At 74.5% G+C, this 14545-nt stretch carries 9 protein-coding genes and 1 riboswitch; of the genes, 3 read left to right on the forward strand and 6 right to left on the reverse strand.

The genetic code is table 11. The features are described from left to right. Window positions 1-5: 5 nt before the first annotated feature. The gene (locus tag ACZ7JZ_RS25635) at window positions 6-2888 is read right to left on the reverse strand and encodes a bifunctional acetate--CoA ligase family protein/GNAT family N-acetyltransferase (RefSeq protein ID WP_470943204.1); all 2883 of its coding nucleotides are present in this window, start codon (window positions 2886-2888) and stop codon (window positions 6-8) included. A 172-nt stretch (window positions 2889-3060) separates the two neighbouring features. Between ACZ7JZ_RS25635 and ACZ7JZ_RS25640 the strand changes: the two genes are divergently transcribed. Next, window positions 3061-3342 carry an HPr family phosphocarrier protein gene (locus ACZ7JZ_RS25640; protein ID WP_470789198.1) on the forward strand — a complete coding sequence of 94 codons (282 nt, stop codon included), beginning with the start codon at window positions 3061-3063 and terminating at the stop codon, window positions 3340-3342. Between the two features lie 208 nt (window positions 3343-3550). Here the strand turns inward: ACZ7JZ_RS25640 and ACZ7JZ_RS25645 are convergent, their stop codons facing one another. The 4 genes from ACZ7JZ_RS25645 to ACZ7JZ_RS25660 all read right to left on the reverse strand — a co-directional run bounded on the left by ACZ7JZ_RS25645 (window position 3551) and on the right by ACZ7JZ_RS25660 (window position 8423). Continuing rightward, the gene (locus ACZ7JZ_RS25645) at window positions 3551-4234 is read right to left on the reverse strand and encodes a GntR family transcriptional regulator (protein ID WP_470943206.1); all 684 of its coding nucleotides are present in this window, start codon (window positions 4232-4234) and stop codon (window positions 3551-3553) included. A 253-nt stretch (window positions 4235-4487) separates the two neighbouring features. Further along, the gene (locus ACZ7JZ_RS25650; RefSeq protein ID WP_470943208.1) at window positions 4488-5279 is read right to left on the reverse strand and encodes a M23 family metallopeptidase; all 792 of its coding nucleotides are present in this window, start codon (window positions 5277-5279) and stop codon (window positions 4488-4490) included. A 12-nt stretch (window positions 5280-5291) separates the two neighbouring features. Beyond that, window positions 5292-5449, reverse strand: a riboswitch (cyclic di-AMP (ydaO/yuaA leader). 215 nt (window positions 5450-5664) lie between these two features. After that, on the reverse strand, window positions 5665-7032 hold the full coding sequence (locus ACZ7JZ_RS25655; protein ID WP_470943316.1) for a M16 family metallopeptidase: 1368 nt from the start codon (window positions 7030-7032) through the stop codon (window positions 5665-5667). A gap of 17 nt (window positions 7033-7049) precedes the next feature. Continuing rightward, window positions 7050-8423 carry a M16 family metallopeptidase gene (locus tag ACZ7JZ_RS25660; protein WP_470943318.1) on the reverse strand — a complete coding sequence of 458 codons (1374 nt, stop codon included), beginning with the start codon at window positions 8421-8423 and terminating at the stop codon, window positions 7050-7052. Between the two features lie 182 nt (window positions 8424-8605). Here ACZ7JZ_RS25660 and ACZ7JZ_RS25665 point away from each other — a divergent pair, with 182 nt between their 5' ends. Both ACZ7JZ_RS25665 and ACZ7JZ_RS25670 read left to right on the forward strand, forming a co-directional pair. After that, the gene (locus tag ACZ7JZ_RS25665) at window positions 8606-11059 is read left to right on the forward strand and encodes a DNA gyrase/topoisomerase IV subunit A (RefSeq protein ID WP_470943209.1); all 2454 of its coding nucleotides are present in this window, start codon (window positions 8606-8608) and stop codon (window positions 11057-11059) included. A 188-nt stretch (window positions 11060-11247) separates the two neighbouring features. After that, window positions 11248-13365 carry a restriction endonuclease gene (locus ACZ7JZ_RS25670; RefSeq protein WP_470943210.1) on the forward strand — a complete coding sequence of 706 codons (2118 nt, stop codon included), beginning with the start codon at window positions 11248-11250 and terminating at the stop codon, window positions 13363-13365. Here ACZ7JZ_RS25670 and ACZ7JZ_RS25675 read toward each other — a convergent pair. Then, complete coding sequence (locus ACZ7JZ_RS25675; protein ID WP_470943211.1) at window positions 13344-14528, reverse strand: CobW family GTP-binding protein; 1185 nt, start codon at window positions 14526-14528, stop codon at window positions 13344-13346. The two genes, ACZ7JZ_RS25670 and ACZ7JZ_RS25675, sit on opposite strands and share 22 nt — an antisense overlap. Window positions 14529-14545 lie beyond the last annotated feature (17 nt).

A 14545-nucleotide genomic window follows, 5' to 3' on the forward strand; every position in this document is an offset into this window, starting at 1 on the left:
CCTGCTCAGTAGCTGGGCAGTGTGCGCGGCCCGAGGTCGGTGCGGGCGGGGGGCCGGGCGATGCGCACGGTGGCGCTGAGCACGGACAGCCCCTCGGGGGCCACGACCACCGGCTCCAGGGACACTCCGACCACCTCCGGATGCTCGTCGACCAGCCGCGAGACCCTCAGCAGCAGCTCCTCCAGGGCCGGGGTGTCCACCGGGTCGCTGCCGCGCCAGCCGAACAGCAGGGGGGCGGTGCGGATGGAGCGGATCAGCTCGGCGGCGTCCCGGTCGGTGGCGGGGACCAGCCGGTGCGCGGTGTCCCCCAGCAGCTCGGACGGCGCCCCGGCGAGCCCGAAGGACAGGACGGCGCCGACGGCGGGGTCGATCACGGAGCGGACGACCGTGTCCACGCCGCGCGGCACCATCGCCTGGACCACGGGCTGGAGCTCGGCGGGGCTCCCGAGGGCCTCGGTCAGCTCCTCGTACGCCCGCCGCAGCTCCTCCTCGCCGCCGAGGTCGAGCCGTACGCCGCCCAGGTCGGCCCGGTGGCGCAGGTGCGGGGCGGTGGTCTTCAGGGCGACGGGGTAGCCGAGCGTGCGGGCTGCGGCGGCCGCTGCGTCGGGGGTGGGGGCGGGCACGACGGGGCGGACCGGGATGCCGTAGCGGGCGAGGAGGGCGTGCGCCTCGGCGGCGGGCAGGGCGGCGGGGACGGGGGCCGGCCCGGCGGCGGGCTCCGCTCCGGCGGCCGCCTCCGCGGCGGACAGGAGCCGGTCCAGCTGGGCGGCGGCCCCGGCGGTGTCGATGTCCTCGTACTCGGGGACGTGCGCACCGCCCTCGGCGTTCTTGCGCCGCCACTCCCCGTACCGGACGGCCTCGGCGAGGGCCCGGACGGCCCGCTCGGCGGCGGGGTAGGCGGGGATGCGGCGGGCGGGGGCGGGGCCGTCGGCGGGCGCGGCGGCCCCGTCGGCGGGAGCGGCGGATTCCGCGGGCGCCGCGGGCCGGCCGGGGGCGGCCGGGGCGGCGGGCTCCGGGGCCGGAGCGGGCGGCGCCGTACGGGCCGGGATGGTGACGGCCGCCGCCGAGAGGGCCTCGGCCAGCTCGCCGAGCTCCACGTGCACCACGGCCACCGGCTTGCCCGGCACGGCCGCCGCCGCCTCGGACAGGGCCTGCGCCAGCCCCTCCGCGAGGGTGGACTCCCCCACCGAGGGGATGGCGGTCACGACCACGGCGTCGCTGCCGGGGTCGGCGAGGGCCGCGGCGAGGGCGGTGCGGAAGTCCGCGGGGGTGGCCGCGGTGGTCAGGTCGAGCGGGGGGTGCGGCCGCAGGCCCTCGGTCAGGCAGGCGTCGTACGACAGGACACCGAGGGACTCGGAGTTGCCGAGGATCGCGATCCGGGGCCCGGCGGGCAGCGGCTGGTCGGCGAGCAGGAGGCCGGCGTCGACGAGCTCGGTGACGGTGTCGACGCGGATCACCCCGGCCTGGCGCAGCAGCGCGGAGACGGTGGCGTCGGGCAGCCGGGTCTCGGGGACGGCGTGCCCGGCCGGGCTGACCCCGCTGTGCCGGCCGCCCTTGGCCACGACCACGGGCTTGACGGCGGCGGTGCGGCGGGCGAGCCGGGTGAACTTGCGCGGGTTGCCGAGGGTTTCGAGGTAGAGCAGGGCCACGTCGGTGGCCGGGTCGTCGTACCAGTACTGGAGGAAGTCGTTGCCGGAGACGTCGGCGCGGTTGCCCGCCGAGATGAAGGAGGACAGGCCCGCGCCGCGCCGCACCAGGGCGGAGAGCAGCGCGATCCCGATGGCACCGGACTGGGTGAACAGCCCGATCCGGCCCGGCTCCGGGGAGCCGGGGGCCAGCGAGGCGTTGAGGCGGGAGGCGGTGTCGATCACCCCGAAGGCGTTGGGCCCGATGATCCTCATGCCGTACGAGCGGGCCTGGCGGACCAGTTCGCGCTGGCGCTCCAGGCCCTCGGGCCCGCTCTCCCCGTACCCGGCGGAGAGGACCACCAGGCCCTGGACCCCGTGCTCCCCGCAGTCGGCCACGGCCTGCGGCACCCGCTCGGCGGGTACGGCGACCACGGCCAGGTCGACTCCCCCGCCGATCTCCCCGACCGAGCGGTGGGCCGGTACGCCGCCCAGTTCGGTGCGGCCGGGCTCCAGGGCGCTGTTGACGGCGTGGACGGGGCCGGGGAAGCCGCCCGCGGCGAGGTTGGCCAGGACGGCCCGGCCGACCCCCTCCGGGGAGCGGCTGACCCCGACGACGGCCACCGAGCGGGGGGTGAGCAGGCGCTGGACGGAGCGGGCCTCGGCGCGCTGCTCGCGGGCGCGCTGGACGGCGAGGGACTCGGCGGTGGGCTCCAGGTCGAGGGTGAGGCGGACGGCCCCGTCCTCGAAGCTGCGCTTCTGCTCGTAGCCCGCGTCCGTGAAGACCTTGATCATCTTGCTGTTGGCGGGGAGCACCTCGGCGGCGAAGCGCCCGATGCCCCGCTCGCGGGCGACGGCCCCGATGTGCTCCAGCAGGGCGGAGGCCACGCCGCGGCCCTGGTGGGCGTCCTGGACGAGGAAGGCGACCTCGGCCTCGTCGGCGGGGGCGGAGGCGGGGCGCCCGTCGGGGCCGATCCGGTCGTAGCGCACGGTGGCGATGAACTCGTCGCCGACGGTGGCGGCCAGGCCGACCCGGTCCACGTAGTCGTGGTGGGTGAAGCGGTGCACGTCGCGGTCGGAGAGGCGGGGGTAGGGCGCGAAGAAGCGGTAGTACTTCGACTCGTCCGACACCTGCTCGTAGAAGCTGACCAGCCGGCCGGCGTCCTCCGTGGTGATGGGCCTGATCCGGGCCGTGCCGCCGTCGCGCAGCAGCACGTCGGCTTCCCAGTGAGCCGGGTACGAGGGGTCCGACGCCGTCGTCATGGGGCAAGCGTACGGGTCCTGCTGGCGCGGCGAGCAAGCCAAGCAGGGGCGGACCGGTGCAAGCTGGGGTGGGTCGAACGGCGGGCCGGATCGGGCCGAAGGTCGGTCGGATGCACGCGGAGCGCCGTGAGAGACTGGTCTAGACAACCGCTTGAACCTGAAGGGCATCACCATGGCAGAGCGCCGCGTCAACGTCGGCTGGGCCGAGGGCCTGCACGCTCGTCCCGCCTCGATCTTCGTCCGTGCGGCGACGGCCTCCGGGGTCCCGGTGACCATCGCGAAGGCCGGCGGCGACCCGGTCAACGCCGGTTCCATGCTGGCGGTCCTGGGCCTCGGCGCCCAGGGCGGCGAGGAGATCGTCCTGGCCTCCGAGGCCGAGGGCTCCGAGGCGGCGCTCGACCGTCTGGCCAAGCTCGTCGCGGAGGGCCTCGAGGAGCTCCCCGAGACGGTCTGAGCCGACCCGATCCCTGCGCGCAGAGGCCGCGGCCCCCTGAGGAAGGGGGCCGCGGCCTCTGCCGTACGAGAACTGCGCACGCCACCGCGGCGCGGGTACGGAAATTCCCAGGACGCCTTCGGCCGGGAATTCCGGAGCGGGCCGGAATTCGGCCGGGAAGCTCAATTCCCGGACCGCGGACCCGCCCCTTCTTTGTATACCGGCCCTGTTAATTCCGGCCGCTCGCCGTGTTTACGGAAGGTTGCGGATTCCTCACGCGCGGCGGGCCGGGGCGGCGCAGCCGGTGCGCGGCGGCGGCCCGGTCGGCGTGCAGGGCGGTCAGGGTGCGGGCCCGGGCCGCGTCCCCGCGGGCCACGGCGTCCACGATCGCGCCGTGCTCGGCCCAGGAGTCCACGGGCCGTACCGGGGCCTCCACCTCGTACATCCAGGCGATCTTGTGGCGGAGCTGGGTGAGCATCGCGACCAGCCCGGGGCTGCCGGAAGCCTGGGCGAGGGTCTCGTGGAACCAGCCGCCCAGGGAGCGCAGGTCGTCCGCCTGGCCCCGGCGGGCCCGCTCCTGCCCCAGCCGCACCAGCCCGCGCAGCACCCTCAGGTGCGCCTCGGTGCGCCGCTGGGCGGCCCGGGCGGCCCCCAGGGGCTCCAGGAGCAGCCGGGCCTCCAGCAGGTCGGCGGCCTCCTGCGCGGTGGGCTCGGCGACGCAGGCGCCCGCGTGCCGGCGGGTGGTGACGAACCCCTCGGACTCCAGGGTGCGCAGGGCCTCGCGGACCGGGACGCGCGAGACCCCGTACCGGCGGGCGAGCAGTTCCTCGGTGAGGCGTGCGCCCGGCCCGAAGACACCGGTGACGATGTCCTCGCGGATGGCGGTGCACACCGCGTGCGCAGGAATACGCAAAACCGGACCTCCCGATGACGACGAATACCCGCCGGGTTACCTGCCCCACTCCGACCCGCTGCCGCGACTCTATTGCAGAATGACGCAATTCCCGAGGGCTGCCGGAAATACGGGTGGTTCCCCGCCCTTCTTTTGGCCATCTTTTACGCGGGCGGATCCGGCCCGCCCCTGCGGGGCCGGGAACGCCGGAGGCCCCGGCTCGGGGAGCCGGGGCCTTCGGAGGCGGTTCAGGCGGTGCAGGCGTTCAGGCGCTTCAGATGGTGACGCCGTGGGCGCGCAGGTACGCGATCGGGTCGATGTCCGAGCCGTAGTCCGCACCGGTGCGGGCCTCGAAGTGCAGGTGCGGGCCGCTGGAGTTGCCGGTGGAGCCGGAGAGGCCGATCTGCTGGCCCGGGGCGACCTTCTGGCCGACGACCACGGACAGCGAGTTCAGGTGGCCGTACTGGGTGTAGGAGCCGTCGTTGTGCTTGATGACGACGTTGTTGCCGTACGCGCCGCCCCAGCCGGCCTCGACGACGGTGCCCATGCCGACCGCGACCACGGTGGTGCCGGAGGCGGCGTGGAAGTCGATGCCGGTGTGGCTGCCGGAGGACCACATGGCGCCGCCGGCCTTGTACTGGGTGCTCACGCCGCCCTGGACCGGGGAGACGAACTGCAGGAGGCGCTTGCGCTCGGCCTCGCGCTCGGCGCGCTCCTTGGCCTCGCGCTCGGCCTTCGCCTTCGCCTCGGCCTTGGCGCGGGCCTCGGCGGCGCGCTGCTTGGCCTCGGCCTCGGCGGCGGCCTCGGCGGCGGCGATCTCGGCGGCCTGCGCCTGGGCGGTGGCCTGGGCCTCGATCTGCCCGGCGGTGTCCACGGCGACGACCGCGGTGTTGAGGCCCGTGTCCTCGAACTTCTCGGGGGCGGCGTCGGCGGCGAACGCCGGGGCCGCGAGGGAGCCGACCACGCCCGTGGCGGCGAGGGCGGTGACCCCGGCTATGCCGGCGGTCTTGCGGCTCAGACGGCTGGAGCCACGGTGCTTGCCGGTGGGGCGGTTCCCGAACGCCATGAAAAGGCTGGTCCTTTCCTTCCCTCTCGCCTACCGGGTTAGCTGACGGGTTCGGAGCAGGAAGGTCTCCTACGACCCCCTCTTTCGAGGAGACCGATTCACCCCAGGGACTGATGCGGGTCCCCGGCTCCCCAGGCTCGCGCCTGACGGGGACTCGGCGATCGCTGCCCGGTGCCGCGGTTGCGGCGCTTACAGCTGACGGACAGCGGGACCGACGCTAGGCGGATCTTCATCCAATCACCAAACAGACGCGCGTTTTTGTGGCGTACGCCACTGCCCATACGTACAACCATCAGCCGCAATCGGACAGATGGGGCAGAACGGGGCCCCGGCGGATCAACCGCCGGGGCCCCGTGCGTTCACGCCGTTCCCGGGAGGGCGCGGGTCAGTTGGCGACCACCGTCACTTCGCCGATCCCCAGCGCCCGTACGGGCGCCTCGATCTGCGAGGCGTCGCCCACGAGGACCGTCACGAGACGGCCCGCGGGGAAGGCGCTGACCACGGCCGACGTGGCCTCCACGGTGCCGGTTTCGGCCAGCCGCGCGTACAACTGGGCCTGGTAGTCGTCCGCGAGGCCCTGCTCCACCTGGTCGGCCAGGGTGCCGGCGACGGCCGCCGCGGTCTCGTACTTGAGCGGGGCGACGCCGACGAGGTTCTGCACCGCCACGTCCCGCTCGGCGTCCGTGAGGCCGCCCTCCGCGAGGGTGGCGAGCACCTTCCACAGGTCCTCCAGCGCCGGGCCGGTGTTCCCCGTGTCCACCGAGCCGCTGATGGCGAGCAGGGAGGCGCCGGTACCGCCGGCCGAGGAGCGCAGCACCTGGCCGAAGGCCCGCACGCCGTACGTGTAGCCCTTCTCCTCGCGCAGCACCCGGTCCAGGCGCGAGGTCAGCGTGCCGCCGAGGCAGTACGTGCCGAGCACCTGGGCCGCCCACACGCGGTCGTGCCGGTCCGGGCCGACCCGGCCGATCAGCAGCTGGGTCTGGACCGCGCCGGGGCGGTCCACGATGACCACGCGGCCGGTGTCGTCCGCGCTGATCGGCGGGACGGCGGGCACGGCGGCCGTCTGGCCCGTCCAGGTGCCCAGGGTGTCCGCGAGGACCGCGTCCAGGTCCGTGCCGCTCAGGTCGCCGACGACCACGGCGGTGGCCGTGGCGGGGCGCACGTGGGCCTCGTAGAAGGCGCGTACGGCCGCGGAGTCGATCCGGGAGACCGTCTCCTCGGTGCCCTGGCGGGGGCGGGACATCCGCAGGTCCGCCGGGAAGAGCTGGCGGGAGAGCTCCTTGGCGGCGCGGCGGCCGGGGTTGGCCAGCTCGTGGGGGATCTCGTCGAGGCGGTTGCGGACCAGGCGGTCCACCTCGCCGTCCGCGAAGGCGGGGGCGATCAGGGCCTCGGCGAGCAGGGCCACGGCCTTGTGCAGGCGCGAGACCGGGACCTCCAGCGAGACGCGGACGCCCGGGTGGTCGGCGTGCGCGTCGAGGGTGGCGCCGCAGCGCTCCAGCTCGGCCGCGAACTCCTCGGCGGTGTGCTTGTCGGTGCCCTCCGACAGGGCGCGCGCCATGATGGTCGCCACGCCGTCGAGGCCCTGCGGCTCGGCGTCCAGCGGGGCGGCGAGGACGATCTCGACGGCCACCACCTGCTGGCCGGGGCGGTGGCAGCGCAGGACCGTCAGGCCGTTGTCCAGCGTGCCGCGCTCGGGGGCCGGGAAGGCCCAGGGGCGGGCCTCGCCGCCCTGCGGCCGGGGGTGGAAGGTCATCGTGGAACCCGTGTCGCTCACTGGGCCGCCGCCTCTTCGCTCGCTTCGTGCGCTTCGTTCGCTTCGTTCGTGTCGGCGTCCCCGCCGTCGGCGGCCGCCAGGGGCTCGTACACGAGCACCGCGCGGTTGTCCGGGCGCAGCCGGGCCGCGGCCACCGCCTGGACCTCCTCGGCCGTGATGTCGAGGACGCGGTCCACGGCGGTCAGGGCGAGCTGCGGGTCGCCGAAGAGCACGGCGAACCGGCACAGTTCGTCGGCGCGGCCGGCGACCGTGCCGAGCCGGTCGAGCCACTCGCGCTCCAGCTGGGCCTGGGCCCGCTCCATCTCCCCGGCCGTCGGGCCCTCGGCGGCGAAGCGCGCGAGCTCCTCGTCGACGGCGGCCTCGATGCGGGGGATCTCGACCCCGCCGGAGGACTTGACGTCCAGCCAGCCCATCGAGGGGGCGCCGGCCAGGCGCAGCAGGCCGAAGCCGGCGGCGACGGCCGTCTGGTCGCGGCGGACCAGGCGGTTGTGCAGCCGGGAGGACTCGCCGCCGCCGAGGACGGTCAGGGCCAGGTCGGCCGCGTCGCAGGCGCGGGTCCCGTCGTGGGGCAGGCGGTACGCGGCCATCAGGGCGCGGGCCGGCACCTCCTCGGTGAACTCCTCGCGCAGCTGGCCGCCCATGGTCTCCGGGAGGCTGCCGTCGCGCGGGGGCTGCTTGCCGTCGTGGGACGGGATGCTGCCGAAGTACTTCTCGACCCAGGCGAGCGTCTGCTCGGGGTCGATGTCGCCGACGACGGACAGGACGGCGTTGTTGGGCGCGTAGTACGTGCGGAAGAAGTTCCGCGCGTCCTCCAGGGAGGCGGCGTCCAGGTCGGCCATCGAGCCGATCGGCGTGTGGTGGTACGGGTGGCCGTCGGGGTAGGCGAGGGCCGTCAGCCGCTCGAAGGCCGTGCCGTAGGGGACGTTGTCGTAGCGCTGGCGGCGCTCGTTCTTGACCACGTCGCGCTGGTTCTCCATCGACTCCTCGTCGAGGGCGACCAGGAGGGAGCCCATGCGGTCGGCCTCGAGCCAGAGGGCGAGCTCCAGCTCGTGGGCCGGCATGGTCTCGAAGTAGTTGGTCCGCTCGAAGCTCGTCGTGCCGTTCAGCGAGCCGCCCGCACCCTGGACGAGCTCGAAGTGCCCGTTGCCGGGTACGCTCGCCGAGCCCTGGAACATCAGGTGCTCGAAGAGGTGAGCCAGTCCCGTACGCCCCTTGACCTCGTGGCGCGAACCGACGTCGTACCACAGGCAGACGGCGGCGACCGGGGTCAGGTGGTCCTCGGAGAGCACCACGCGCAGGCCGTTGGCCAGGCGGTGCTCGGTAGCCGACAGGCCGCCGGTGGCGTCCTGAGCTGTGGCCGTGTGACCCATGGGCATGTGGTCCCTTCGATCGCGGTTGCAGGGTTTTCCGTTCAGCCCTGCCACTGTATGCAAGCGCGCCGACACCTGGAGAAGTTCCCGGGCCCCGTCCCGGGTCGGGGTCGGCGCTGTCAGGGCAGCGGTCCACAATGGACCCCGTCAGAGCGCCGTACTTGTTAGGAGCCGCAGCAGCGATGGCCCGCCGCAGCACGAAGACCCCGCCGCCGGAGGATTTCGAGGAGAGGATCCTCGATATCGACGTCGTCGACGAAATGCAGGGCTCCTTCCTCGAGTACGCGTACTCGGTGATCTACTCCCGCGCCCTGCCCGACGCCCGGGACGGCATGAAGCCGGTGCACCGCCGCATCGTCTACCAGATGAACGAGATGGGCCTGCGCCCCGACCGGGGGTACGTCAAGTGCGCCCGCGTCGTGGGCGAGGTCATGGGCAAGCTCCACCCGCACGGCGACGCGTCGATCTACGACGCGCTCGTGCGCATGGCGCAGCCCTTCTCCATGCGCCTCCCCCTCGTGGACGGGCACGGCAACTTCGGCTCCCTGGGCAATGACGACCCGCCCGCCGCGATGCGGTACACCGAGTGCCGGATGGCCCCGGCGACCTCGCTGATGACGGAGTCCATCGACGAGGACACGGTCGACTTCACCCCGAACTACGACGGCCAGGAGCGCGAGCCCGTCGCCCTTCCGGCGGCGTACCCGAACCTGCTCGTCAACGGGGCCTCGGGCATCGCGGTCGGCATGGCGACGAACATGCCCCCGCACAACCTCGGCGAGGTCATCGCCGCGGCGCGGCACCTGATCCGCTACCCGCAGGCGGACCTGGAGGCGCTGATGCGCTTCGTGCCCGGTCCCGACCTGCCGACGGGCGGCCGCGTCGTGGGCCTGTCCGGCATCAAGGACGCGTACGAGACCGGCCGCGGCACCTTCCGGATCCGCGCCACGGTCGCCGTCGAGAGCGTGACCGCCCGCCGCAAGGGCCTGGTCGTGACGGAACTGCCGTTCACGGTCGGCCCCGAGAAGGTCATCGCGAAGATCAAGGACCTGGTCGGCTCGAAGAAGCTCCAGGGCATCGCCGACGTCAAGGACCTCACGGACCGGGCGCACGGCCTGCGCCTCGTCATCGAGATCAAGAACGGCTTCCACCCGGAGGCGGTACTCGAGCAGCTGTACAAGTTGACGCCGATGGAGGAGTCCTTCGGCATCAACAACGTCGCGCTCGTGGACGGGCAGCCGCTCACCCTCGGCCTCAAGGAGCTGCTGGAGGTCTACCTCGACCACCGCTTCGAGGTGGTCCGGCGGCGCAGCGAGTTCCGGCGCACCAAGCGCCGCGACCGGCTCCACCTGGTCGAGGGCCTGCTCACGGCCCTGGTGGACATCGACGAGGTCATCCGCCTGATCCGCTCCAGCGAGAACTCGGCGCAGGCCAAGGAGCGGCTGGTCGAGCGCTTCGGGCTGAGCGAGGTGCAGACCCAGTACATCCTCGACACCCCGCTGCGCCGGCTCACCAAGTTCGACCGGCTGGAGCTGGAGTCGGAGCGCGACCGGCTCAACGGCGAGATCGACGAGCTGACCGGGATCCTGGAGTCGGACGGCGAGCTGCGCAAGCTGGTCTCCGCGGAACTGGCCGCGGTGGCGAAGAAGTTCGGCACCGAGCGGCGCACGGTGCTGCTGGAGTCCGCGGGCGCCCCGGTGGCGGCGGTGCCGCTGGAGGTCGCGGACGACCCCTGCCGGGTGCTGATGTCCTCGACGGGCCTGCTGGCGCGCACCCTGACCGGCGAGCCGCTGTCCGAGGGCGACGGCAAGCGCGCGAAGCACGACGTGATCGTGTCCTCGGTGCTCGCCACCGCGCGGGCGGAGGTCGGCGCGGTGACCTCGTCGGGCCGGCTGCTGCGGCTGTCGGTGATCGACCTGCCGCAGCTGCCGGACACGCACGCGGCGCCGAACCTGGCCGGCGGGGCCCCGGTCACCGAGTTCCTCTCGGGCCTGGCCCCGGACGAGAAGGTGGTCTGCCTGACCACGCTCGACGAGACCTCGCAGGGCCTGGCCCTGGGCACCGAGCAGGGTGTGGTCAAGCGCGTGGTGCCGGACTACCCGGCCAACAAGGACGAGCTGGAGGTCATCACCCTCAAGGAGGGCGACCGGATCGTCGGCGCGGTCGAGCTGCGCACGGGCGAGGAGGACCTGGTCTTCATCGCCGACGACGCCCAGCTGCTGCGCTACCCGGCGGGGCAGGTGCGGCCGCAGGGCCGGCCCGCGGGCGGCATGGCCGGGATCAAGCTGTCCGAGGGCGCGAAGGTCATCCACTTCTCGGCGGTGGACCCGGCGGCGGAGGCGTACGTCCTGAGCGTCGCCGGTTCGCACGGCACGCTGGACGACTCGCTGGCCTCCGGCAAGCTGACGCCGTTCGACCAGTACCCGCGCAAGGGCCGGGCCACGGGCGGCGTCCGCTGCCAGCGGTTCCTGAAGGGCGAGGACGTCCTCACCCTGGCCTGGGCCGGTCCCGCCCCGGCCCTGGCGGCCTCGGCCGGCGGGGCGCCGGTGGAGCTGCCCGCCCCGGACCCGCGCCGCGACGGCTCGGGATCGGCGCTGCCGGGCCCGGTCGCGGTGGTCGCGGGCCCCGCGCTGTAGCACCGCCCGCTCCGGCCGGTCCCGCTCCCGGGGCCGGCCGGAGCCGTGTCCGCAGCCGTACCGGCCCCGGCCCGGGCCCGGTCCGCGCCGGCAGGCGGATCCGTACCGAAGCGGATGAAAGGGCGCCGCTTCGCGACCGTGAGTGGCTAGGGTTGCCCCGAAGCGCGGGTGGGGGGAGACAACAGCAGATGAGCCGTCGGTCGAGGGGAATGATCGGGACCTGGGCCGAGGCCCAGCGCGAGCTCCAGCGGGCCCAGCTGCTCCAGCAGCGCGAGGCGGAGCGCCGGCAGCGGGAGTACGAGCGCGAGGCGGCCCGCGGCCGCCGCGAGCAGCAGGCCGCCTACCGGCAGTACCGCGAGGCGCAGGCCAGGCAGCAGACCGAGGAGATCGAGGCCCGGGTCGCGGCCCTCCAGGGCCTGCTGGCGGCGGGCTGCCGGACCCCTCCCTTCCGTGCCGCGTCGCTGGTCCGCTCCGAGCAGCCGGAGCCCTACGCGGCGCCCGACGCCCTCGCCCGGCCCGTGCCGATGCCGCGCCTCGACCAGTTCCCCGTACAGACGGGCTGGTCCCTGTCCCCGGGACGGCGGGCCCAGGCCGAGCAGGAGGCCCACGCCCGGTACACCCGCGCCTGGCAGGAGGCGCACGCGGCCGAGGCCCGGCGCCGCGCGGAGCTGGACGAGCACCGCCGCCGGTACGACCGGCGGGCCGCGCAGCAGCTCGCCGAGGTGCGCGCCCACAACTCCGGGCTCGCCGAGCTGACCGGGGCCCTGCGCTCCGGCGACCCGGAGGCCGCGGCCGAGTACTTCTCCGCGGCCCTGTACGCCTCCCCGGCCTGGCCCCGGGAGCTGCCGCGCCGGGTGGCGGCGGGCTACGACCCGGCGGCGCGGCGGCTGGTGGTCGACTGGCAGCTGCCGGGCCCCGACACCGTCCCGGCGGTCAAGTCCGTGCGGTACGTGTACGCGGCCGACCAGGACCGGGAGACCGCCCGGCCGGTCACCCAGCGCCGCGCCCTGTACCGGGAGCTGGTGGCCCAGTGCCTGCTGCTGGTGCTGCGCGAGCTGTACGCGGCCGACGAGTTCGGGGCCCTGGGCTCGGTGGTGGTCAACGGCTTCGTCGACGAGCACGACCCGGCGACCGGGCGGCGGGCGGAGATCGTCCTGGGCACCGTACAGGCGGCTCATCCGGAGTTCGCGGGGCTGCACCTGGAGCAGGTGAGCCCTGTGGACTGCCTCACCGGGGCGCTGCGGGGGCTGCTGTCGGCGCGGCCCGACCAGCTCGCGGCGGTCCGCCCGATCCAGCTGCCCGCCGATACCGGGGGCCGGGGCGGGGCCGTTGCGGCGGGCGCCGGGACGGAGGCGGCCGGGGCCGGTCCCGACCTCTTCGAGATGGATCCGGTCGCGTTCGAGGGGCTGGTGGCCGAGCTGTTCCGGGCCATGGGCATGGAGGCGGTGACCACGCAGCGGTCCAACGACGGCGGGGTGGACGTCGAGGCGGTGGACCCGGCTCCGATCCGCGGCGGCCGGATCGTGGTGCAGGTCAAGCGGTACCGCAACACCGTCCCGCCGACGGCCGTCCGCGACCTGTACGGAACGGTCCAGGACGCCGGGGCGAACAAGGGCGTGCTGGTGACCACCTCCTCCTTCGGACCGGGCTCCCGGGCCTTCGCCGAGGGCAAGCCGCTGGAGCTGGTCTCCGGGCCCGAGCTGGTCGCGCTGCTGCACCGGCACGGGCTGCGGGGGCGGCTCGGGGAGCGCGGGCCGGGGGTCCCCGCGCAGCGCTCCGGGGGCGCGGCGGCAGCGCCGGCCCCGCAGAGCGCACCCGGCCCCGAGCGCAGCGTGCTGGGGATGTCCTGGTCGGGGTCGGTCGGGGTCGACGTCTGCGCACTCGTCTGCTCGGGCGGCCGGGCGCTCGGCGAGGACCACTTCGTGTTCTTCAACAACCCCAGGACCCCGGACGGTTCGGTCCGCTCCCGGCCGCACCGGTCCCCCGACAAAGCGGCCCTCGACGTGGCCTTCGAGGCGCTTCCGGCGCACGCGGACCGGCTGGTGCTGGCCGCAGCCGTGGACCCGGAGGCGAATCCGGGGGCCGACCTCTCCGGCTTCTCCGGCGCCCGGATCCGGCTGCTGTCGGAGGCGGGCGGGGAGCTGGGCGCCCTGGAGGTCTCGGACGGGCGGCCCGGCGAGACGGCCCTGGTCCTGGGCTCCTTCCGGCGGCGGGCCAACGGGGACTGGGACTTCGTGGCCGGGGGCCGGGGCTACCGCGGCGGCCTCGCCGACCTGCTGCGGGACTACGGCATCGAGGCGGCCTGAGCCGCGCCCGCCCCTGCGCCCGAACCGGTACGCCGATCCGTACCCGTACCCGTGTCGGCATCCGCCTGCGCGTCCGCCGCCGCATCGGCCTCGCCCTCGTCGGCGTCCCGGTGCGGTACGTAGCGCAGGACGCCCCACATGGACTCGGGCGGCAGCTCCTGCGCGGCCGGTTCGCGGCAGGCCTCCAGGGCGGGCAGCAGGGCGGATCCGCCGGTTCCGGAGCCGATCAGCACCAGCCGGGTCAGCCGCTCCTCACCGCGGGTCCAGGGCCGGGGGTCGAAGCGCAGGAACCGGCCCACGGCGTGGAGCTCGTACTTCTCGCGGTGGCCGGGCACGCCGAAGTACACGTACCCCTTGATCCGGTAGAGGCCCGGCGGGCGGCTGTCGAGGAACCCGATCAGGCGGCGCGGGTTCAGAGGCAGCCCGGAGGTGAACTCCACGCTCTCGTACAGCGTGTGGACGTGCCCCGCGTGGACCCCGGCCCCCTCTTCGGCGCCCTGTTCGGCCTCCTCCTCCGCGAGCAGGTCCTCGAAGGACAGCTGCCCGCGCGTCGCCCGCCACTCCCTGCGGTCGAAGAGCAGCTCCGGATCGACCGCGCCGTGCGCGGCGGCCACCACCGGGACCCCCGGGGCGAGGGAGCCGACGACCCCCTCGATGCGGGCGCGCTCCGCCTCCGGGACCCGGTCGGTCTTGTTGAGGACGACCAGGTCGGCCACCGCCAGGTGCCGGTCGGTCCCCGGGTGCCGGTCCCGGGTGGCGTCGAACTCGGCCGCGTCGACGACCAGCACCAGCCCGCCGTACGTGACCGCCGGGTTCTCGGCGGCGACCAGCATCCGGACCATCTCCTGGGGCTCGGCCAGCCCGCTCGCCTCGATGACGATCACGTCGATGCCGTGCTCGGGCCGGGAGAGCCGCTCCAGGTACGCGTCGAGTTCGCTGCCGTCGACAGCGCAGCACAGGCAGCCGCCGCCGAGGGAGACCATCGAGTCACCGACCTGGCCGGCGACCTTCATGGCGTCGATCTCGATCGAGCCGAAGTCGTTGACGACCACCCCGATCCGGGTGCCGCCGCGGTTCCTCAGCAGGTGGTTCAGGACGGTGGTCTTCCCGGATCCGAGGAATCCGGCGAGGACGACGACGGGGATGGGCTGCCTGCTGGTCACGCCGACCGATCGTAGCC

This window comes from Streptomyces sp. NPDC038213 (assembly GCF_055600495.1).

Excerpts from the sequence above, each read along its gene's own strand:
- ACZ7JZ_RS25635 (WP_470943204.1), bottom strand. The coding sequence starts at position 2,888 with ATGACGACGGCGTCGGACCCCTCGTACCCGGCTCACTGGGAAGCCGAC.
- ACZ7JZ_RS25640 (WP_470789198.1), top strand. The coding sequence starts at position 3,061 with ATGGCAGAGCGCCGCGTCAACGTCGGCTGGGCCGAGGGCCTGCACGCT.
- ACZ7JZ_RS25650 (WP_470943208.1), bottom strand. The coding sequence starts at position 5,279 with ATGGCGTTCGGGAACCGCCCCACCGGCAAGCACCGTGGCTCCAGCCGT.
- ACZ7JZ_RS25655 (WP_470943316.1), bottom strand. The coding sequence starts at position 7,032 with ATGACCTTCCACCCCCGGCCGCAGGGCGGCGAGGCCCGCCCCTGGGCC.
- ACZ7JZ_RS25660 (WP_470943318.1), bottom strand. The coding sequence starts at position 8,423 with ATGGGTCACACGGCCACAGCTCAGGACGCCACCGGCGGCCTGTCGGCT.
- ACZ7JZ_RS25665 (WP_470943209.1), top strand. The coding sequence starts at position 8,606 with ATGGCCCGCCGCAGCACGAAGACCCCGCCGCCGGAGGATTTCGAGGAG.
- ACZ7JZ_RS25670 (WP_470943210.1), top strand. The coding sequence starts at position 11,248 with ATGAGCCGTCGGTCGAGGGGAATGATCGGGACCTGGGCCGAGGCCCAG.